Origin of the sequence: Butyricicoccus sp. AM05-1, assembly GCF_003474415.1 — a bacterium.
Classification (GTDB): Bacteria; Bacillota; Clostridia; order Oscillospirales; family Butyricicoccaceae; genus Agathobaculum; species Agathobaculum butyriciproducens.
In genome coordinates, this window is sequence record NZ_QUDG01000002.1 from 256,130 (window position 1) to 276,826 (window position 20,697).

The window sequence follows — 20,697 nt, forward strand, 5'->3', positions numbered from 1 at the left end:
ATTCCCATTTTTTTCGCAAAAAAGTTTCCTCTGAACACAAGATTCAGAGGAAATTTTCATGCACTATGCTAATTTTCTGATGATTTTGGATGAATGGCACATATCTTCAATTACTCAATATCCGCATAGACGCCATAGATATAGCCTTCCGCTGCGGCCTGCTCATCGGTCAGCACTTCGCCGGTAAGGCTCGGACCGGACGTATCGTCCTTGTATTCCACGCCCAGCTTGCCGGTGTGCAGCGTCATCGAGCGGGTCTGCTCCGAGCCGTCAGTAAAGGTGATGGTAACGGTCAGCTTTGCGCCCTCAAAGCCGTCCACGGCCGCGTGCCACGAATCCTGCAGATCATCGTCCGTAGTTTCCGGCTGGCTGGGCAGCCACAGACCGTAGCCGGCGTCCGGGTCGTACTCGTCGGTGAAGCCGTTGTCCAGCTTCCAGCACAGGTCGGCGTACATATGCATCTCGTCACTGCCCCAGACCATGATCCGGTCTGCGCCGTCGAGTTCGGGGTTCGTGCCCTGATGCATCGAGCGCACCCACTCGTCTCGGTCGGCCGATGTATCCTTGACGGTTTTCGTGCGGTAGACTGCGCCCTTGTCAATGGTTGCGGATACGGTCTTGATATCCTCACCGGTGACTTTGAACAGACAGCCGGAGTAGAAACCCTTTTCCGGATCGTCTGCGCCGCTGCCGGTATCGAACACGATTTTGCTGTCCTTCGGCTGACGCAGCTCGCCGGTATCGGCAGCATAGGCTGCAAAGCCGAATGTGTGACTGATGGCATCCGCTACGACTGCACTGCCGGTCTGCGCGGTGCCATTATGCGTGCGATAAACCGCCGTACCGCCCAGCACAATACCGAACGCGCAGGCTGCCGCCAGAAGGCGCTTTGCCATTCCCCACGGATGGCGCGGCACCGCATGCAGCGGTTCGTTCGTCAGCTTACGCGCTTCACGAGCTGCTGCCAGCGTGCGCTCCTTGAGCTCCTGCGGAGCCTTGATGTCCTTCAGTTCGTTCCAGTTGTTCTTCATCGTAAGATCCCTCCAAATCCAGCTTTAATTGCTTTCTTGCGCGATGCAGCCGCGTGCGTACCGTTGCCGGACGGCAGCCGACCATTTCCGCGATCTCCTCTGTGCGGTAGCCCTCCACATAGTGCAGCCACACCGCGATTCGCTGATCGTCCGGCAGTGCGTGTACCGCCTGCCACAGCTCGCTGCTGCTTTCCGGTTCCGGAGCGGCAGCATCCGCGGCAGCTTCCATCGGTGCGGTGCGCTTAAACCACGCCGACCGGCGAAGATCGGCGCACCGGCTGAGCGTTACGCGCAGCAGCCATGCTTTCAGGTGCTCGGTGTCGCGGAAATCGGTGTCGTCCCGCAGCAGCCGGAGAAAGACTTCCTGATAGACGTCCTCTGCGTCCGCGCGGCTGTTCAGTCTGCACAAAGCTAAGCGGTAGACCGCGTCGCCGCAGGTGTCCATCGCCTGCTGCAGAAATGCGTCCGACCTGAGTGTTGTCTGCATTGCTCTCTCCTCCTTTCACCACCAACACGTTTTGCAGCGGCAAATCGTTCCCACTGCCGCCGGATTTTTTGAGATTTCGGCTTATTTTCCCTTTGCTTTGTGTTTACCTACAATTTACAGAGGTTATTCTTGTGATATATGCACAAAAACTTTCGCATTTTCTCTGGAACATTAAACAAAAAATCTATTGCATTTTTATCTAAAACGACTATAATAATAATTGTTCTAAGGAACACAACAAATCGACAATAACCAACAACCACATTGGTTTTTATATTTTATTTGCTCTCTTTTTTTCTTTTTTCTTTCTTTACTCTTTACCTGCTCTTTGAGGGAAAATCGCCGTCTGATTCATCAGGCGGCTTTTTTCCGCCCTTTTTCACTTCGTGAGGACAAAAGGATGGACACCAAGGTTTCCATCCTCTTGACTCCAGCTTCCTTTATTGACAGTCTGGCGAAAATCAGAGAGCGGCGACCGCTTCGAAAAGGAGAACGGCAGAGGATTTTTTCTACCGTATCTTTCTGAACCTATTCGCAGTGTCAGATACCTTTCTACTACACATACGGTTAAATCTCCTCAGGGCGCGGCACAAGGTGAATTGCCCGAAAGGCAAGAGAGGGTCCCCTGGGAATACCCATGTCACGCAACTCATTTACACGTTAGTACGGACGGTACCTGTGAATTTTATTTATCGGTATCATTTACACTCGTATCCATAGGTCGGGGTGCCCTCACACCGACGTCTATCCGATTTGCACCACTTTATAATGAACAAATGAAATTGTTACGTCAATTTTCCATTCTGCATAACGCAAAAGGCGATACCGCGTTCAACCGCGATATCGCCTTTTCTCATTCCGCGAAAAAGTCTCTGGTCTGCTGCACATTCTCCTCGATGGCGGTCTTGAGCGCCTCCACCGATTCAAACTGCATTTCCGGACGCAGGAACTTATGCAGCTCCACATGGATCATCTTGCCGTACAGATCGCCCGCAAAGTCGAGCAGATGCGGCTCGATGGTCGGTGCACCGCCGTCTAAAAATGTCGGCTTTACACCGATATTGGTCGCTGCGATATAGCTCTGTCCGTCCACCAGAACGCGGGTTGCGTACACGCCGTACGGCGGCATCGCCATTTCGGTCGGCAGACGCAGATTGACCGTCGGCACCTGCAGCACGCTTGTGCCGACACGCCGTCCATGCTCCACAATACCGGAAACCGTATACGGATGACCGAGAAACTTAGCCGCACCTTCCATATCGCCCTGCGAAATCAGCTGACGAATATAGGTGGAGGACACCACAATGCCGTCAATCTTGACATCCTCGATGCAGTCATAGCCGATGCCGGCCTTTTCGCACTCGATAGCCATGCCTTCTGCGTTACCCTGCCCCTTATAGCCGAAACGGTTATTGCGGCCCGAGATGATCCAGCCCGCATTGAAGCGACCGATGAGCAGCTTGTGGATAAAATCGCGCCAGTCCATGTGCTGCATTTCATGGTCAAAATGGCCGAAAATAACCTCGTCCACACCGCCGAGCTTTTTGATCTCCTCGGTGCGATATGCATTTGCGGTCAGCAGCGGCACCTGACGGCCCATGACAACCGAATCCGGATGCACATCAAACGTGAAAACCGCACTCGTGCCGCCGATTTGCTTGGCACGCTCGACCGCACGCTGCATGAGCGCCCGATGGCCCAGATGCACACCGTCAAAGTAGCCGAGCGCGATGGCACGCGGCTTTGTAACTTCTATCATAAGGGAATCCCCCTGAAAAAAATTGATAATTGAAAATTGAGAATTGAGAATGAATGCGGCGCTTTGCGCTTATTAAATCATCGCGCAAGGCGCGATACCTTCATTATCCATTTTCCATTTTCAATTCTCCATTTCTGTTTGTATGCAAAAACTTATCGAAAGTTTTTGTATACAAACAGACCTAAACCGCCCTTATCCAGCTCTCTCACCTGACCGAGCATGAGGAATTTATCCTGATGGTACACACGGCAGATGGTATCTGCGGTCTCCGGCAGACCGTCGGTCTGGCGCGGAAACACAACTGCACCTCTCGCAATGCGCTCTGCGCCCTCGTCGGTGAGCGAAACGGCGGGTCTATCGGTAAACAGGCTGTCGGTTGGCAGCAGAAGCTGCTGCATGGTACCCTCTGCCATCGCCTGCTCACACTCGGCAAAGGTATGGCACTGCGCCAGCTCATACGCGCCCGAACGGGTACGCTCCAGACTGTGCAGCACGGCCAGCGTGCCCAGCTTTTCGCCAAGGTCATTGACCAGTGTGCGGACGTAGGTGCCCTTGCTGACCTTACACCGCAGCGTGCCCTTCTGGGCATTCTCATCGAAGTCGAGCAGGTCCATTTCGTGCACAATGATATCGCGTGCCGGACGCTCGACTTCCCTGCCCTTGCGGGCCAGATCGTACAGCTTCTGGCCGTTCACCTTGACCGCCGAATACATGGGCGGTACCTGCTGCTGTGGGCCGACAAAGCGCCGTACCATCTGCTTTACTGCGTATTCCGCGGCGTAGCGTTCGCTGGTCTGGAGCATTTCGCCGGTGACATCCTGCGTATCTGTGCAGTAGCCGAGCGTAAACCCGGCAACGTATTCCTTATCCTGCGCTGCGGCAAAATCTGCCGCCTTGGTCGCACCGCCGACAAATACCGGCAGAACACCGGTCGCCATCGGGTCCAGTGTGCCGCCGTGACCGATCCTGCGCGTATGCAGAATGCCGCGCAGCTTGGCTACCACGTCATGTGAGGTAAAGCCCTGCGGCTTGTTCATCAGCAGGATGCCGTTCAGGTCACTTTGCTGCATGAAACTGCTCCTCTGCCGCCTTCAGCATAGCAGCCTTGGCTTCCGCCATGCCGCAGGTGAAGCTTGCACCTGCCGCACGGACATGACCGCCGCCGCCGACCTTCTTGCAGATAGCAGCCGCGTCCATCTCCTTGGTGGTGCGGACGGAAACGCGAACCGTACCGTCCGGCTTCTCGGTCAGCGTGATGCCGATCTGTACGCCCTCAATCTGGCGCGTGAGCGATGCAATCGAGTCCAGATCGTCCATATCCGCGCCTGCATGGTCGATATCCCTGCGCCAGAGCGCGGCAACCGCGATCGCACCGTTCTCGTGGAACTCCATCGTATCAAATACAATGCGCTCCATCTCAAACCGCGGACGCGATTTGGTCTCAAACAGCACGCGGTTGATCTCACCGCCGTCGATACCGGCAGTCAGGCAGGCCGCCGCTACCGCATGCGAATGCGCGGTCGTATTCGAGAACTTAAAGCAGCCGGTATCGGTCGAAACACCGATATAAATGCACTCTGCAATGTCGGATGTGAACTTAACGCCGAGCGCGGTCAGCACATCGTACAGCACCTCGGCACAGCCGCCTGCATCCGGCCGGATGAGGTTTTTTTTGCCGAAGCCGTCGTTCGAGCCGTGATGGTCAATGACCAAATCGACCTTGCCCTTATACGGCTCCGCCGTGTCCGGAAACAGCTTCTCCTCAGCGATATCAGTCGAAACCACATACGCCGGAACGAAATCCTCCGGCGGATAATACGGCACGATCAGCGGCGCATAACGCCTGGTGATCTCCGGATTTTCCAGAATATATGCGCGTTTGCCAATCTGCTGCAGACCGCGGCAGAGCGCACCGGCACAGCCTGCCGTGTCGCCGTCCGGTCTGCGGTGAGTCAGGATGAGAATGTCGTCCGCTGCCTGCAGCGCAGCAGCAGCGCCAGCAACGTCAACGATCATTCTGCGTCCTCCTCTCCCAGCTTGCCTTCATTTTTCAGCTCGTGCAGCACCTCGGAGATGTGTGCACCGTGGGTGATGGACTGATCCAGTTCAAATACCAGCTCCGGCGCATAGCGCAGCTGTACCTTGTGGCCAACCTCGCGGCGCAGCCAGCCTGCAGCGGACTTCAGGCCCTTCATCACGTCCCTGGTCTGCTGCTCACTGCCGAGTACGGAAATATAGCACTTCGCATAGCGCAGATCGTTGGTAACATCGCAGTGTACCACGGAAACCATAGCCTCCTGTACACGCGGGTCCTTGACAGAGCGCATCGCCTCCGCCAGAGCCTTCATCACTTCTTCGGAAATACGATCAATTCGAGTAGACATTTTACAAATCAAACCTCCTTCGTGAGGATTGGTTAAATAATGGAGAATTGAGAATGGAAAATGGAGAATGATTCTCTATTTCCACTCTGCACATTCCCTCCGGTCGTATAGGAAAATGCGCTATCGCGCATTTTCACACGCACCACAGTGCGTGATTCAATTCCCCATAAAAGTCCAGCTCCGCCGGACTTTTATACTACTGCTTCCGGACAAGTGTCCGGAACCTCGTTTGCCGTGCAAACGAGAGGGGGGTATCGAAAAAAGTTTCCTCGGGAACTTTTTTCGTATATAGGGGGGATGGAATCCCCCCTATAAAGTGTTTTAGCGCTTCACTTCTTCCATAACAAAGCACTCAATGATATCGCCTTCCTTGATATCATTGTAGTTCTCGATGCTCATGCCGCACTCATAAGAGGTTGCAACTTCCTTCACATCGTCCTTGAAGCGCTTGAGGGTATTCAGGTGGCCCTCGTGGAATACGATGCCGTCACGGACTACGCGAACCTCAGCGTTACGCTGAATCTTGCCGTCCTGTACATAGCAGCCTGCAACCGCGCCTGCGCCGGTGATCTTGAACACCTGACGAACCTCTGCGTGGCCGAGAACAACTTCCTTGAACTTCGGCTCGAGCATGCCCTTCATGGCCTGCTCCATCTCCTCGATGGCATCATAAATAACGCGGTACATACGCATATCAACGCCCTGCTGTGCAGCGGAGTCGGTAGCGGTGCGGTCCGGACGAACGTTAAAGCCAACAATGATCGCGCCGGAAGCAGCAGCCAGCATAACGTCGGACTCGTTGATGGCGCCAACGGCACCGTGGATAACGCGCACGCGAACCTCTTCGTTGGTCAGCTTCTCGAGAGAGGAACGAACCGCCTCGACAGAGCCCTGAACGTCTGCCTTGACGATGATATTCAGCTCCTTCATCTCGCCCTGCTGGATGGAATCGAACAGGTTATCGAGCGTTACCTTGTGGAACAGCTTGTTGCGCTCTTCCTTCTCCTTGTCCTTGCGCTGCTCAACCAGCTCACGAGCCATCTTCTCGTCGTCTACGGCGTCAAAGATGTCGCCTGCACCCGGAACCTCAGCCAGACCGATGATCTCGACCGGAACGGACGGGCCTGCGGACTCAATCTTCTTGCCGTCGTCGTTGGTCATTGCGCGAACGCGGCCGACAGAGGTGCCCGCGATAACGGTATCGCCTGCATGCAGGGTGCCGTTCTGTACCAGAAGGGTTGCAACCGGACCGCGGCCCTTATCCAGCTTTGCCTCGATAACGGTACCGTGTGCCTTACGGTTCGGGTTTGCCTTGAGGTCAGCCATTTCAGCGGTCAGCAGTACCATTTCGAGCAGGTTGTCAATGCCCTGACCGAACTTTGCGGAGATGTTGCAGACGATGGTCTGACCGCCCCATTCCTCCGGTACCAGTTCGTACTCGGTCAGCTGCTGGAGCACACGATCCGGGTTTGCACCCTGCTTGTCGATCTTATTTACGGCAACAATGATCGGCACGTTTGCTGCCTTGGCGTGGTTGATCGCCTCGATGGTCTGCGGCATAACGCCGTCATCGGCTGCTACGACCAGAATGGCGATATCGGTTACCTGCGCACCGCGTGCACGCATGGAGGTAAACGCAGCGTGACCCGGGGTATCGAGGAAGGTGATCGGCTTGCCGCCAATCTTAACGCGGTATGCGCCGATGTGCTGGGTAATGCCGCCGGCCTCGCCCTCGATGACCTTGGTCTTGCGGATCGCGTCGAGCAGAGAGGTCTTGCCGTGGTCAACGTGACCCATAACAACAACGACCGGATCGCGCGGCTGCAGCTCCTCTTCCTTGTCCTCGTGCTCGTCGAACAGCTGCTCCTCGATGGTAACGTGTACTTCCTTCTCCACCTTGCAGCCCATTTCCTCTGCAACGATGGCTGCGGTATCGTAGTCGATCACCTCAGAGATGGACGCCATAACGCCCAGCTTGATAAGGCCCTTGATAACATCCGCTGCGGTGCGCTTCATACGGGAAGCCAGTTCACCGACGGAAATCTCCTCCGGAATCATTACCTTAACCGGAATCTTCTTAAGTGCTGCCATCTGCTGCTGGCGCTGCAGGCGGCGCATCTTCTCCTGCTCCTCCTGACGGCGCTTGTTGCCGAACGGCTTGGAGCGCTGGTCGGACTTCTTGGTCAGCTTCTGCTTCTTGCTGCCCTTGGACTCCATTCGCTCGGCCTTTGCGTCAACCAGCTTATCTACATGATCATCATATTTTGCAAGGTTTACATCGCCGGTGCCGCGGGTATCAATGCGGTGAACCTGCTTTACCTTGCTCTGTGTCGGCTGCTGCTGCACGATAGGCTCCTCTCTCTTGGACTCGGTCTGCTGTTTGGTTTCCGCCTTGGACTGCTCCGGCTTCTTGCGGGATGCGCCCTGTGCGTTCAGCGTACCTTCCATGTCACTTACTTGATTATGCTGGGTGAGATACTCGAAAATGACCGACAGGTCGGTATCGTCAAGCACCTGCATGTGATTCTTCGGTGCAGAGCGATACTTCGTCAGGATTTCGGTGATCTCCTTGGTGGATACGCCGAAGTCCTTAGCGACCTCGTGTACCCGATATTTATTGTCTAATGCCATGGGCAATAACCTCCTTTATTTCTTCGTTCAAAACCACGGTTTTGAACGAGAGAGGACGTACCGAACTGCGTTCGGATACGCCCAAAGCTGCGAAAAGTTCCTCCTGTGTCAAAACTTTTCTCCGCTCTGGTATCAAATGCACGGGCAAAGCTCGCACATTTGATGCAAAGCTATGCTTTGCTATTGGAATGCGCGCTGCGGCGCGGGAAATTACGTTTTATTGCGGAAGCTGCGCTTGCCGCTGTTGAAGCTCGGCTTGCCTGTGCTGCTTTTACGGAACGGACGGTCGCCGTCCTTACGGAATGGGCGCTTCTCACCGTCGTTCTTACGATACGGACGGTATTCGCCGTCTTTGCGGAACGGACGCTTCTCGCCGTCGTTCTTGCGATACGGACGGTCGCCGTCCTTGCGGAACGGACGCTTCTCGCCGTCATTCTTGCGATACGGACGGTCGCCTTCCTTGCGGAACGGGCGCTTCTCGCCGTCATTCTTGCGATACGGACGATATTCACCGTCCTTGCGGAACGGGCGCTTCTCGCCGTCGTTCTTGCGATACGGACGGTATTCGCCGTCCTTGCGGAACGGGCGCTTCTCGCCGGACGGCTTACGGTAGGTGCGCTTGGGCTTCTCCTCTGCCGATTTTTCGGTCTTGACCGGCGCTTCCTCGGTCTTTTCCGCCTTATCCTTATGCTTTTTGACGCCCCTGCGGGACTGGATCTTTGCGTTTTTTTCGCTAAGCTGCTGCGCCACTTCGGCGTATGCAGGATCCTGCTCCGCCAGCTTATTTACGGCTGCTGCCGCCATACCGATGTCCGCTACCGCGCACATCGCGCAGCCTGCCTTGCCGATCGCGCTGCCGAGTTCCAGCTTGCCGTGCGGCAGCGTCACGCACGGAACATTGGCCTTATCGGCGTAAAATGCGGCCTTTTTCGCTGCATTTGCGCCTGCGTCACCCGCAATGAACACACATCGGGTCTTGTGGTCAAAGCACGCCTCTCGCACCAACTCGTCGCCGTAGGCCAGCTTGCCGGCACGGCGTGCCAGACCGAGCATTCTCAGAACCGGATCAGTTGCCATTTGCACCCTCCTGTTCCATCTGCTGCTCAAGCTGGTCGTAAACCGAATCGGGCACCTCTACACTGAGCGCACGCTCGATCGCACGGCTCTTGCGGGCCTTTTTCAGACATTCCGGCTTGCCGCACAGGTATGCGCCGCGGCCGGGTGCCTTGCCCTTGAAATCCAGCGAAAGCTCGCCTTCCGGCGAACGCACCACGCGGATCAGCTCCCGTTTCGGGAACATTTCACGGCAGCCGAGGCACTGCCGCATGGGAATCTTCTTCTGTACCATATTCTGCCGCACCTCCGCTTGCTTATTCGCCCTGAGACTCAGGAGCGATATCGATCTTGCAGCCGGTCAGCTTGGCAGCCAGACGCGCGTTCTGGCCTTCCTTGCCGATGGCGAGGGACAGCTGATCGTCCGGAACGATGACGCGGCAGGACTTGTTGTCCGCCTGCATGGTGGCATTGATAACATCAGCCGGAGCGAGTGCCGCAGAAACGAACTGCGCCATATCCTCGTTCCACTTGATGATGTCGATCTTCTCGCCGTTCAGCTCGCCGGTGATGTTGGCAACACGCGCACCGCGGGTACCAACGCATGCGCCGATCGGATCCACGTTCTCATCGTGAGAAACAACAGCGATCTTGGTGCGGTTGCCTGCCTCACGCGCGATGGACTTGACCTCGACGATACCGGAGTGGATTTCCGGCACCTCCAGCTCAAACAGACGCTTAACCAGACCCGGATGGGTGCGGGAAACAACGACCTGCGGGCCGCGGGTGCCGCGGCGGACCTCGATGAGATAAACCTTCAGGCGCTGACCCTCGGTCAGAACCTCACCGCGCACCTGCTCGGAAGCGGCCAGAACAGCCTCGCTCTTCTCACCGCCGGAAACAACATCCAGATAAGCGGTGCCGGAGCGCGGATCAATGCGGGCAACCACGCCGTTGAGGATCTCGTGTTCCTTGCTCTCGAACTCGGAGATAACCATGCCGCGCTCTGCCTCGCGGATGCCCTGAATGATAACCTGCTTTGCAGTCTGGGCCGCAATGCGGCCGAAGGACTTGGTCGGGATGTCGATATCAATGATATCGCCTACCATCGGGTTATTCTTGTACTCGGCAGCCTCCTCGAGGGTGATCTCCTCGTACGGCTCGTACAGGTCCTCCGCCTTGACAACCGTCTTGCGGACAAACATGTGAATGGTCTTCTTGTCGCGATCCGGCTCAACGTAAACATTGTCGGTCATGCCGTCGTTATCGCGCTTGTAGGCGGTGATCAGCGCCTGACCTACACGGTCGAGCATATAGTCTACCGGAATGCCTTTTTCCTTTTCCAGCTGTTCCAGCGCGTCAAAAAATTCTGCGTTAACCATTTTTTCCAACTCAGCTCCTTCTTATATCTCTACCGCCAGTCGAACTGCGGCAATGTCTTTGGGTTCGTATACAGTGGTCTCGCCGTTCACTTCCAGCGTTACAGCGCCGTTGTCATAGCCGGCGAGTGTGCCCTCGATCTGCTTCATACCGTTCATCGGCTTGTAGAAGCCGACTTCGACGGTCTGACCCATGAACGCCTGGAAATGCTCCGGGCGCTTGAGGCGGCGCGACATACCGGCCGAGGAAACACACAGCGTGTAGGACGGCATATCGTCAAATTCCTTTTCATCCAGCATGGGATCGAGTGCGCGCGAAACCTGCTCGCACTGGTCGATATTAACGCCTTCCGGACGATCCACGGTGACGGTCAGCATGTACTGTCCGCCCTCTTTTTCAAACTCCACATCCCACAGGGAAACACCAGCCTGTTCACACAAAGGCTTTACCAGTTCCTCTACGCGGGCTACGATCTGCTTTGCCTGCAAAGCCGTCCCTCCTTACTGAAAAATTTTCTCCGAGCAAAGCGTAAGGAGTGGCACTTGGCCACTCCTTACGGTTACTTATCATCTTACACTGATAGTATATCACGCATTGCCGTACATTGCAAGCGTTTTTGCAATAAAAATATCCGTTTTTACCGTGAAAATGCACAAATTTAGGCGTGTGAGCCGCAAATTTTGCAGATTAGCGGCTGCTGCCGTGTCTCAGCTCATGCAGGATGCACAGTCCCATGGCCAAGATGGGAAACAGGATGCGCAGACTGAGGAAACCCATTGGGTCACCGAAGTCGATGTTTGCATCCAGCAGCAGGCCAATAAACCAGCCTAATATAGTGAGTGCGGCTGCTTTTAGGTACATGATCTCTATCTCCTTTCATCAATAATCGCTTTAGAAACCTAAATCTCTCCACAGCGAATATTCTTCAAACACATCAGAAATCGCTGTTTGTGCTGCCGCATAGTCATCAACTACAACATGAAAATTATCAATGAACTTGTTAGCATTATAACTATTCTGATTACCAACAAATGTCTCGTATGACTGTGTAGCTGTAAGGCAAGACAGAATAGCAGTATGATATTTGTTAATTGGCTCACTCAAAAGGTTAAAATTCGTATTACTGCCATCTTCCGAATTAAGATATATGAATGTATCATACATGTTATCAATACGTGTATCCAATTCTGCAACAGCATCTTTCATACTATTTGCAGCGTTTTCATTCGCCACACCTGTCAGTTCCATTAGTACAATACTATAATAATCAGAAAGAATACTACTCATTTCATGTGCAACTGCACATACTTCAGAGAAATCATCATAAATCGAAATCGTCTGCGTATTGCGGTCATAACCGATATCCGCGCCGAACGCATTGGACACCGCACGAATCGGCACATAGGTCGTGCCGTTGTAGATAAACGCCTCGACCGCTTTGCCGTTGGCGTCTGTCATGTCGATTGCTTCGTTGTTGAATTCCACATTGACGCCGGACGTGACGGTGATCGTCTTGCGATAGGTGTTTGCCGCATATGATGTGGTCAGGAACAGGGCAAACATCAGGATGATTGCGGGGATTCTCTTTTTCATATTGTGACCTCCCTTTATTTGTTTGTTACAGTATACCAAACAATTCCTTGTATTTCAATGCTATATTATCCAATCAGCACAAAAGCCGTCCGGCATTTCTGCCGAACGGCTTTTCTATTCCGTTTATATCTCAACCGACTGCACACCCGGAATGTCCTCCTGCAGCCGCAGGAAATCCGCTTTATCGAAATGCCGCGGCATGGCAATGTACAGCACGATTTTTACCGAACTGCCTTCCTGCCGCTTGAGATTGATCTCTCGCACGATGATTTTTTTCTGCTCCAGCCAGTCGTACAGACGCACAAGGTCGCCTTTCCGTCTGTCAGACCGACCGCAGGCTCGGTCACCTGCATTTTTTCTCGCCGCTCCACACCGATCAGCAGACCGCAGACAGCCGCACCAAACAGATTATTTGAATATTTTCCGGCATACGCAAGCCCCTCTCGAATAAAAACTATCGCTCAAACGACAGATACCGCGTCCCCTGAAAGGTCAGTCTGCCGGTATCACCCTCTGCAAGCATACCATATTCCGAGCCGGAAACATGGAACTCCATCCGGTCCCCGCTTTCCACCTGAAACGTGACATAATAAGTCGTGCTCGACGTTGTGTGGAAGCCGTGTGCTCCGCTCATGTCGCCTGCATTGGCATGCTGGTGATGTGATACATCTGTCCGCTTTGCAACGATCACCGCCGGTACGGTCAATCTGGGCGAATTATTGTTCTTATGCCATGTGCTTATCCCCTGTATGATTGAAAAAATGATGATGCCAAATACGACAATAAACATGATGGGGACGATGAAACTCAATATATCAAACATCTGCATTGCAAACATCTTCCGGCCCTCCTTCGGCGTTCCAATTTTCGATCAAACAATTTACGTTCTACCTACATAGTATCATAGGTATTCCAAAAAGGCAAAAAGAAAAAGGTTATCCAATAAGCACGCTACTGGATAACCTTTTTAGGATCATTTTTCTGTTTTGGAACAGATCGAGTCGTCAGAAGTTAAAATTTAACTTACTTAACCAGCTCGATGATCGCCATTTCAGCTGCGTCGCCACGACGCGGGCCGGTCTTGATGATGCGGGTGTAGCCACCGTTGCGGTTAGCGTACTCCGGAGCGATCTCAGAGAACAGCTTAGCAACAACAGCTTCCTTGGTTACGAAAGCCATAGCCTGACGGCGGGATGCCAGGGTGTTCTTCTTGCCCAGGGTGATCATCTTCTCAGTCAGCGGGCCTACTTCCTTGGCACGAGCGAGCGTGGTCTCAACCTTGCCGTTCTCCAGCAGGTAGGTTACCAGCGCACGCAGCATAGCCATACGGTGATCCGTAGCACGGCCGAGCTTGCGATTGTTAGCCATGTGAGTTTACCTCCAAATTAAAGTAAAGCGGCGGCGCGGTAATCGTACCGCCGCAACAGTTCAAGTAATTCCTCTTTGAAATAATCAAGTATTTTCGTTCACAGCAAGGAAGAAGCGCGTGCCGCGTACAAAGGTACGCAATCGTGCTTCTGACGAAGCTGCGGGCGGAAAGACGCAGATTATTCTTCGGACTTGGCGAGGTGGAGACCCATTGCCTCCAGCTTGCCGATAACCTCTTCCAGGGACTTGCGGCCCAGGTTACGAACCTTCATCATGTCCTCCTCGGAGGTGTTGATGAGGTCCTCAACCGTGTTGATGCCTGCGCGCTTGAGGCAGTTGAACGAACGCACGGAGAAGTCAAGCTCCTCAATGGTCATTTCAAGCACCTTATCGTGCTGCGCTTCAGCCTTTTCAACAACGGTGGACTTGGAGCCGATTTCCTCGGACAGGTCTACGAACAGATCGAGGTGGTCACGCAGAACCTTTGCACCGAGCGAAACCGCGTCGCGTGCGTTGATGGTTGCATCGGTCCATACCTCGAGCGTCAGCTTGTCATAGTCGGTCAGGTCGCGTACACGGGTGTTTTCAACCGTGTAGTTTACCTTGTAAACCGGCGTGTAGATCGAATCCACCGGAATGACGCCGATGGAGGTCTGATGCTGCTTGTTCTTCTCAGCCGGAACATAGCCGCGGCCGGAAGTCATCGTGATCTCCATGGACAGACGCGCGTCGCTCATCAGGGTAGCGATGTGCAGATCCGGGTTGAGGATCTCAACCTCGCCGTCTGCGTGGATATCGCCAGCCTTGACCTCGCCCTCGCCGGCGGCCTCGATGTAGACCGTCTTGGGACCATCACAATGCAGCTTGGCAATAATGCCCTTAACATTCAGCACGATTTCGGTAACGTCTTCCTTAACGCCCGGAATCGTAGAAAACTCGTGCTGCACACCAGCGATCTTGATGCTGGACGCTGCCGTGCCAGGCAGAGACGACAGCAGGATGCGGCGCAGAGAGTTGCCCAGCGTGGTGCCGTAGCCGCGCTCAAGAGGCTCTACGACAAACTTGCCGTAGGAACCGTCCTCCGCGAGCTGTTCACAGTCAATACGCGGTTTTTCGATTTCGATCATGTGGTACCCTCCTTCACGTTGGTTGGAAACTTAAGATAGAACAGGCGAAGCAGACGCCGCGCCTGTTCCAAAAGCGAGGGTCTATTATTTCGAGTACAGCTCGACGATGAGGTGCTCGGCAACATCATAGTCGATGTCGTCACGTGCAGGCATCGCAACGATCTTGCCCTCGAAGGAATCGTTAGCCTTCTCGATCCACTTCGGGCAAGCCTTCTTGCCGTTCTCTTCCAGCAGAGACTTGAACTTGGTGGTAGAACGGGACTTCTCGGAAACTGCAACTACGTCGCCCGGCTTAACCTGGTAAGACGGAATGTTAACGCGCTTGCCGTTTACGGTGAAGTGTGCATGGTTAACCAGCTGACGAGCCTCACGGCGGGTGTTAGCAAAGCCCATGCGGAAAACTACGTTGTCCAGACGGCGCTCGAGCTCCTGCAGCAGGATCTCACCGGTGATGCCCTGCTTGCGCTCAGCCTTCTCGTAGTAAGCATGGAACTGCTTCTCGAGTACGCCGTAGATGAATTTTACCTTCTGCTTTTCGTTCAGCTGCATGCCGTACTCGGACTGCTTGCGGCGGCTCTGCTTGGGCTGACGCTTCGTGGACTTGGAGTAACCAAGTACCGCAGGGGAAAGACCAAGCGTCTTGCAGCGCTTGAGAACGGGCTGGGTATTCTTAGCCATTTATTGGTTCCTCCTCTATTAAACTCGACGACGCTTGGGCGGACGGCAGCCGTTGTGCGGGATCGGGGTTACGTCCTTGATCATGGTAACCTCGAGGCCAGCGGCCTGCAGTGCACGGATTGCAGCCTCACGGCCGGAACCCGGGCCCTTAACGTATACTTCAACAGTCTTCAGACCGTGCTCCATTGCAGCAGCAGCAGCGGTTTCAGCCGCAGTCTGAGCAGCGAACGGAGTGGACTTACGCGAACCGCGGAAGCCCATTTCGCCGGAGGAAGCCCAGGAAATAGCGTTACCGTTCAGGTCGGTAATGGTAACGATCGTGTTGTTGAAAGAGGAACGGATATGTGCCGCGCCCTTTTCAATGTTCTTGCGCTCACGACGACGAGTACGGGTCGCAGCGCCCTTCTTCTGTACCTTAGCCATTTATACGTTCCCCTCCTTACTTCTTCTTGTTCGCAATGGTCTTCTTCGGGCCCTTGCGGGTACGAGCATTGGTCTTGGTGCGCTGACCGCGAACCGGCAGGCCGCGGCGATGGCGCAGGCCGCGGTAGCAGCCAATCTCAACCAGACGCTTGATATTCAGGCCGATCTCACGGCGCAGGTCACCCTCGACGTTGTAGTCGCGCTCGATGACTTCACGCAGCTTAGCAGCCTCTTCTTCGGTCAGGTCCTTAACGCGGGTATCCGGATTGATACCGGTCTTAGCAAGGATCTCGTTGGACGTTTTGCGGCCAATGCCGAAAACGTAGGTCAGGCCGATCTCCACGCGCTTCTCGCGGGGAAGGTCAACACCGGCAATACGTGCCATACTATTATAACCTCCATAGTTACACACTGAGGCGTGTTTGCAAACACAGTATAGGAGCCGCCTCCGCTCCTGCAGCGCCGCACTCGCCGTGCGTGCTTGTCGTGCTCGCGTAAACCATGATCCGCACCCCTGGGTGCGCATTTATTCGGAAACTGCTTGCAGTTTCCATAAAAAGTGCGAGCTTTGCCCGTACTTTTTATACCTTGACTCAGCGATCTTGGATCGCGTCGTTCGGGTATCAAAAACAAGTTTCGTCAGGAACTTGTTTTTGTATATAGGGACTTTTTGAAAGTCCCTATAAGCACCGTCAGGTGCTCTTAGCCCTGCTTCTGCTTGTGCTTCGGGTTCTGGCAGATAACCATAACCTTGCCCTTACGGCGAATGATCTTGCACTTCTCGCAGATCGGCTTTACAGACGGTCTTACCTTCATGTTATTTTACCTCCATCAAATTTTTGGTGGGATGGGACACCGGAAACCTGTCCGGCGACCACTGGCGCGCAGGTCACATGCGTACCTCCGCCCGCTTTTTATCTTACTTGGAACGCCAAGTGATACGACCGCGGGTCAGGTCGTAAGGCGACATCTGAACGGTGACCTTGTCGCCGGGAAGAATGCGGATAAAGTTCATGCGGAGCTTGCCCGAGATATGCGCCAGAATCTTATGGCCGTTGGGAAGCTCTACCTGAAACATTGCATTGGGCAGCGCCTCTACGACGGTACCCTCGAGCTCAATCACATCATCTTTTGCCATTGTGGTTTATCCTCCTCGGTCAATTTGCGTTCTCGTCCCCTGTCCAGAGGGCGAGCGCCTTGCGGATCTCGCTGTTTGTCAGCCGGCTTTCGCTTTGCAGCTTGAGCCGTGTGCGCTCGTCGCATGGGCCCTGCAGGCTCACATGCTTGCGGCGCTTGCGCTTCGGGTTTTCGGCCCGGCGCGCACGTCCGTTCGCCAGCAGAAGAAAATCCCCCTCCTCTGCGACGACCAGCATCAGCTGTCCTCTGTCCCTTCCGGTCAGCGACAGCACAATGTCGGCGGTACGAATCTCTGCCATTACAGCACTTCGCCGTCGATATTCGTAAGAATCTCCGGCTCTCCATCCGTAATAGCGATGGTGTTTTCGTAGTGAGCGGACAGCTTGCCGTCCCTGGTCTTAACCGTCCAGCCATCCGGCAGGACCTTGACCGTGTAAACACCCACATTGACCATCGGCTCTACCGCGATGACCATACCGCGCTGCAGGCGAATGCCGTGGCCCGGTTTGCCGTAGTTCGGAACCTCCGGGCTCTCATGCAGCGCAGCGCCTACGCCGTGACCGACGTAGTCGCGCACGACAGAAAAGCCGTTGGCCTCGACGTAAGCCTGAACGGCTGCGCCGATATCCGATACGCGGTAGCCCTCACGGGCAAATTTAATGCCTTCAAAGAAGCTCTGACGTGTTACAGCGATCAGCTTTTTCGCCTCTTCGCTTACTTCACCGCACGGAACCGTGCAGGCGCAGTCGCCGTGGAAACCGCCGATGTATGCACCAACATCAACCTTAACGATATCGCCTTCCTTGACAACTGCGTGCTTGGAAGGAATACCGTGGATGACCTGGTCATTCAGCGATACGCAGGCGCTGCCAGGGAAGCCGCCGTAGCCGAGGAAGGACGGCTTGGCGCCGGCATCCTCAATCGTCTTGCGGACGATGCGGTCGATCTCCCAGGTGGTAACACCCGGCTTTACGGCGTCTGCCGCCGCCTTACGCGCAATAGCGGTAAGGCGGCCGGCAACACGCATTTTTTCAAGCTCTTTTTCCGTCTTGATATGAATCATATTACAGACCCAGTGCCTCTACTGCAAACTTTTCGGTAGCGGTGATGCCCTGAGCACCATCGATGCTCTTGAGCTTGCCCTGGGCTTCATAGTAGCCCTTGAGCGGCTCGGTCTGCTCATGGTAGGTTTCAAGACGATGACGAACGACCTCAGCCTGATCATCGCTGCGGATGACCAGCTTATCGCCGCAGATGTCGCAAACGTCCTTCACGCGCGGCGGATTTGCCTCAACGTGATAGGTTGCACCGCAACGCAGGCAGACACGGCGGCCGGTCATGCGCTTTTCGATGACGTCGTCTGCAACCTCAAGGGACAGAGCGCAGTCGATGCGAGCAATCTCGTCGAGTGCTTCCGCCTGCGGAATCGTACGCGGAAAACCGTCGAGGATGAAACCGCTCTTGCAGTCGCGCTTAGCGATACGCTCCTTCAGCATGCCGATAACCACTTCATCGGGTACCAGCTTGCCGGCATCCATATACTCCTTAGCGGACTGGCCGAGCGGAGTATTGTTCTTAATCGCTTCGCGCAGGATGTTACCGGTGGAAATGCTCGGTACACCCATCTGCTCGATCAGGTAAGAAGCAAGCGTGCCCTTACCGGCGCCCGGAGCGCCCAGCAGAATTAAATTCATTTGAACACAGCCTCCAGAATTATTCCAGGAATCCCTTATGATGACGCATCAGCATCTGTGCTTCCATCTGCTTCACCGTATCAAGCGCAACGCCTACTACGATGATAACCGAGGTGCCGCCCAGTGCTACGTTGCTCAGGCTGGAGTTTACTGCGCCTACGATCAGCGGGAGCAGTGCTACAACAGCGAGGAACAGCGCACCAACGAAGGTGACCTTGCCGAGTGCCTTGGTGATGAAGTCGCTGGTCGGCTTGCCGGGACGGAAGCCCGGGATGAAGCCGCCGTTCTTCTTCAGGTTGTTGGCAATCTCGATCGGGTTGAACTGGATGGATGCATAGAAGTATGCAAATGCGAGGATCAGCAGTGCGTACAGTACAATGTAGAACACGCTGGTCTGAGAGAACAGGTTAAGAATATGCGCACCAACCGAGCCGCTCTCTGGGTGCCAGAACATCGAAATGGTCTGCGGCAGGGACAGGATGGACGATGCGAAGATGATCGGCATAACGCCGGACGCATTGACCTTGATCGGCAGGTGGGTGGACTGACCGCCGTACATCTTGCGGCCAACTACGCGCTTTGCGTACTGAACCGGGATGCGGCGCTCTGCATTCGACATATAAACGATGAATACAACGATCGCAAGACCGACGATAATCATTGCAATGCCGGAAACGATGCCGCTCGTGCCGGTCTGGAACAGGTTAACCAGCGTACGCATGAGCGACGGACCGCGGGAAACGATACCTGCGAACAGGATGATCGAAATGCCGTTGCCGATACCCTTCTGGGTGATATGCTCGCCCATCCACATGATCAGCGCGGTGCCTGCGGTGAAAGTTACGATAATGGTTACGGCTGCAAGCGCGCCGGTGTTGGACAGCATGGTCTGGCCGCCGAAACCGTTGCGAAGCAGTGCGTAGTAGGACAGACCCTGGAGCAGACCAAGCAGAACGCCGAGGTAACGGGTCCAGCTTGCGATCTTCTCACGGCCTTCCTCGCCGCCGTCCTTTACCATACGCTCAAGAGTGGGGATGGCAACAGTCAGCAGCTGAAGGATGATGGATGCGTTGATATACGGGGTGATGGACATTGCGAAGATGGTCGCACGAGACAGACCACCGCCGGTGAACATATCCAGATAACCAAGCATCGAACCGTTCACCGATGCCTGCTCAAAGTACTGAGACAGGAGCGCGGTATCAATAAACGGAACCGGAATGCACGAACCAAAGCGGAAGATCAGGATGATGAACAGAGTGTACAGCATCTTCTTGCGCAGTTCGGGCATAGACCAGGCGTTTTTAAGGGTTTGAAACACCTTAAACCACCTCGGCCTTTCCGCCTGCGGCTTCGATCTTCTCCTTTGCGGAAGCCGAGAAAGCAGCTGCCTTAACGGTCAGCTTCTTGGTCAGCGTGCCGGTGCCGAGGATCTTGATGCCGTCGAGAGCATTCTTAACGATGCCGGCATTGCAGAGGATCTCTGCAGTTACCTCAGCGCCGTCTTCAAACTTCTCCAGTGCGGAAACATTGACCGGTGCGTAAGTGGTGCCGAAAATGTTGTGGAAACCACGCTTCGGCAGACGACGTGCCAGAGGCATCTGGCCGCCTTCAAAGCCCGGACGGACACCGCCGCCGGAACGGGCCCACTGGCCCTTGTGACCGCGACCTGCGGTCTTGCCATTGCCGGAACCAGCGCCGCGGCCCTTACGGTATGCCGGCTTGGTAGCGCCTGCGGCAGGCGTCAATTCATGCAGCTTCATGGGTTACGCCTCCTCTACGATTTCGAGCAGGTAACCGATCTGCTTTACCTTGCCGCGCGTCTGCGCGTTGTCCGGCTGAACGGTTACGTCATTGATCTTCTTAAGCCCCAAAGAATGAGCCGTTGCGATGTGCTTCTCCAAGCGACCAGCCAGGCTCTTTTTCAGGGTAATCTTCATGTTAGCCATTGT

Annotated in this window: 28 protein-coding genes; all 28 read right to left on the minus strand. The window is 54.7% G+C overall.

Going from position 1 to position 20,697, the window contains the following annotated elements; genetic code table 11:
* Window positions 1-110 precede the first annotated feature (110 nt).
* Window positions 111-1,031, minus strand: a complete 921-nt coding sequence (locus tag DW088_RS05165) for a hypothetical protein (RefSeq protein ID WP_118360008.1) — start codon at window positions 1,029-1,031, stop codon at window positions 111-113.
* Window positions 952-1,518, minus strand: a complete 567-nt coding sequence (locus DW088_RS05170) for an RNA polymerase sigma factor (RefSeq protein WP_118360009.1) — start codon at window positions 1,516-1,518, stop codon at window positions 952-954. Before DW088_RS05170 ends, DW088_RS05165 begins: the two co-directional genes overlap by 80 nt.
* Window positions 1,519-2,371: 853 nt before the next feature.
* The gene (ribF, locus tag DW088_RS05175; RefSeq protein WP_118360010.1) at window positions 2,372-3,277 is read right to left on the minus strand and encodes a riboflavin biosynthesis protein RibF; all 906 of its coding nucleotides are present in this window, start codon (window positions 3,275-3,277) and stop codon (window positions 2,372-2,374) included.
* Between the two features lie 152 nt (window positions 3,278-3,429).
* Complete coding sequence (gene truB, locus DW088_RS05180) at window positions 3,430-4,347, minus strand: tRNA pseudouridine(55) synthase TruB (protein ID WP_118360011.1); 918 nt, start codon at window positions 4,345-4,347, stop codon at window positions 3,430-3,432.
* On the minus strand, window positions 4,334-5,293 hold the full coding sequence (locus DW088_RS05185) for a DHH family phosphoesterase (protein WP_118360012.1): 960 nt from the start codon (window positions 5,291-5,293) through the stop codon (window positions 4,334-4,336). The genes truB and DW088_RS05185 overlap by 14 nt, the downstream gene beginning before the upstream one ends.
* Entirely contained in the window at window positions 5,290-5,661 is a 372-nt protein-coding gene (rbfA, locus tag DW088_RS05190) for a 30S ribosome-binding factor RbfA (RefSeq protein WP_117555081.1), read from the minus strand. The genes DW088_RS05185 and rbfA overlap by 4 nt, the downstream gene beginning before the upstream one ends.
* Window positions 5,662-5,982: 321 nt before the next feature.
* Entirely contained in the window at window positions 5,983-8,292 is a 2,310-nt protein-coding gene (infB, locus tag DW088_RS05195) for a translation initiation factor IF-2 (protein ID WP_117489859.1), read from the minus strand.
* A 210-nt stretch (window positions 8,293-8,502) separates the two neighbouring features.
* Entirely contained in the window at window positions 8,503-9,369 is an 867-nt protein-coding gene (locus DW088_RS05200) for a ribosomal L7Ae/L30e/S12e/Gadd45 family protein (RefSeq protein ID WP_118360013.1), read from the minus strand.
* On the minus strand, window positions 9,359-9,640 hold the full coding sequence (gene rnpM, locus DW088_RS05205) for an RNase P modulator RnpM (RefSeq protein WP_118360014.1): 282 nt from the start codon (window positions 9,638-9,640) through the stop codon (window positions 9,359-9,361). Before rnpM ends, DW088_RS05200 begins: the two co-directional genes overlap by 11 nt.
* A 22-nt stretch (window positions 9,641-9,662) precedes the next feature.
* Window positions 9,663-10,727: a transcription termination factor NusA gene (gene nusA, locus DW088_RS05210; protein WP_110435381.1), complete on the minus strand. Its 1,065-nt coding sequence runs from the start codon at window positions 10,725-10,727 to the stop codon at window positions 9,663-9,665.
* 21 nt (window positions 10,728-10,748) lie between these two features.
* Window positions 10,749-11,213: a ribosome maturation factor RimP gene (gene rimP, locus DW088_RS05215; protein ID WP_242988106.1), complete on the minus strand. Its 465-nt coding sequence runs from the start codon at window positions 11,211-11,213 to the stop codon at window positions 10,749-10,751.
* 199 nt (window positions 11,214-11,412) lie between these two features.
* Window positions 11,413-11,586, minus strand: a complete 174-nt coding sequence (locus tag DW088_RS15825; protein WP_158574615.1) for a hypothetical protein — start codon at window positions 11,584-11,586, stop codon at window positions 11,413-11,415.
* A gap of 30 nt (window positions 11,587-11,616) precedes the next feature.
* The gene (locus DW088_RS05220) at window positions 11,617-12,318 is read right to left on the minus strand and encodes a copper amine oxidase N-terminal domain-containing protein (protein ID WP_118360015.1); all 702 of its coding nucleotides are present in this window, start codon (window positions 12,316-12,318) and stop codon (window positions 11,617-11,619) included.
* A 123-nt stretch (window positions 12,319-12,441) separates the two neighbouring features.
* Window positions 12,442-12,621, minus strand: a complete 180-nt coding sequence (locus DW088_RS05225) for a hypothetical protein (protein WP_118360016.1) — start codon at window positions 12,619-12,621, stop codon at window positions 12,442-12,444.
* Between the two features lie 151 nt (window positions 12,622-12,772).
* The gene (locus tag DW088_RS05230) at window positions 12,773-13,156 is read right to left on the minus strand and encodes a DUF2500 domain-containing protein (RefSeq protein WP_442861173.1); all 384 of its coding nucleotides are present in this window, start codon (window positions 13,154-13,156) and stop codon (window positions 12,773-12,775) included.
* Window positions 13,157-13,341: 185 nt separating this feature from the next.
* Entirely contained in the window at window positions 13,342-13,686 is a 345-nt protein-coding gene (gene rplQ / locus DW088_RS05235; protein ID WP_110435384.1) for a 50S ribosomal protein L17, read from the minus strand.
* 179 nt (window positions 13,687-13,865) lie between these two features.
* A complete protein-coding gene (locus DW088_RS05240) occupies window positions 13,866-14,813 on the minus strand; it encodes a DNA-directed RNA polymerase subunit alpha (protein ID WP_110435385.1) in 948 nt (315 codons plus the stop codon).
* Between the two features lie 84 nt (window positions 14,814-14,897).
* Window positions 14,898-15,491 (minus strand): 30S ribosomal protein S4, encoded by a 594-nt coding sequence (gene rpsD / locus DW088_RS05245; RefSeq protein WP_110435386.1) that lies wholly within the window; start codon window positions 15,489-15,491, stop codon window positions 14,898-14,900.
* Window positions 15,492-15,509: 18 nt separating this feature from the next.
* Complete coding sequence (gene rpsK / locus DW088_RS05250; protein ID WP_031472201.1) at window positions 15,510-15,914, minus strand: 30S ribosomal protein S11; 405 nt, start codon at window positions 15,912-15,914, stop codon at window positions 15,510-15,512.
* A 16-nt stretch (window positions 15,915-15,930) separates the two neighbouring features.
* Window positions 15,931-16,299, minus strand: coding sequence for a 30S ribosomal protein S13 (rpsM, locus tag DW088_RS05255; protein ID WP_031472203.1), 369 nt, complete (start codon window positions 16,297-16,299; stop codon window positions 15,931-15,933).
* A 317-nt stretch (window positions 16,300-16,616) separates the two neighbouring features.
* Window positions 16,617-16,730 carry a 50S ribosomal protein L36 gene (gene rpmJ, locus DW088_RS05260; protein WP_031472205.1) on the minus strand — a complete coding sequence of 38 codons (114 nt, stop codon included), beginning with the start codon at window positions 16,728-16,730 and terminating at the stop codon, window positions 16,617-16,619.
* Between the two features lie 103 nt (window positions 16,731-16,833).
* Entirely contained in the window at window positions 16,834-17,052 is a 219-nt protein-coding gene (gene infA, locus DW088_RS05265) for a translation initiation factor IF-1 (protein ID WP_110435387.1), read from the minus strand.
* Window positions 17,053-17,071: 19 nt separating this feature from the next.
* Window positions 17,072-17,350, minus strand: coding sequence for a KOW domain-containing RNA-binding protein (locus DW088_RS05270; RefSeq protein ID WP_110435388.1), 279 nt, complete (start codon window positions 17,348-17,350; stop codon window positions 17,072-17,074).
* Window positions 17,350-18,114: a type I methionyl aminopeptidase gene (gene map / locus DW088_RS05275; RefSeq protein WP_110435389.1), complete on the minus strand. Its 765-nt coding sequence runs from the start codon at window positions 18,112-18,114 to the stop codon at window positions 17,350-17,352. The genes DW088_RS05270 and map overlap by 1 nt, the downstream gene beginning before the upstream one ends.
* Window position 18,115: 1 nt before the next feature.
* Complete coding sequence (locus tag DW088_RS05280; RefSeq protein WP_118360017.1) at window positions 18,116-18,745, minus strand: adenylate kinase; 630 nt, start codon at window positions 18,743-18,745, stop codon at window positions 18,116-18,118.
* Window positions 18,746-18,764: 19 nt separating this feature from the next.
* Window positions 18,765-20,066 (minus strand): preprotein translocase subunit SecY, encoded by a 1,302-nt coding sequence (secY, locus tag DW088_RS05285; protein WP_118360018.1) that lies wholly within the window; start codon window positions 20,064-20,066, stop codon window positions 18,765-18,767.
* A gap of 1 nt (window position 20,067) precedes the next feature.
* Window positions 20,068-20,508 carry a 50S ribosomal protein L15 gene (gene rplO, locus DW088_RS05290; RefSeq protein ID WP_110435392.1) on the minus strand — a complete coding sequence of 147 codons (441 nt, stop codon included), beginning with the start codon at window positions 20,506-20,508 and terminating at the stop codon, window positions 20,068-20,070.
* A 3-nt stretch (window positions 20,509-20,511) separates the two neighbouring features.
* The gene (gene rpmD, locus DW088_RS05295) at window positions 20,512-20,694 is read right to left on the minus strand and encodes a 50S ribosomal protein L30 (protein ID WP_110435393.1); all 183 of its coding nucleotides are present in this window, start codon (window positions 20,692-20,694) and stop codon (window positions 20,512-20,514) included.
* Window positions 20,695-20,697: the final 3 nt, after the last annotated feature.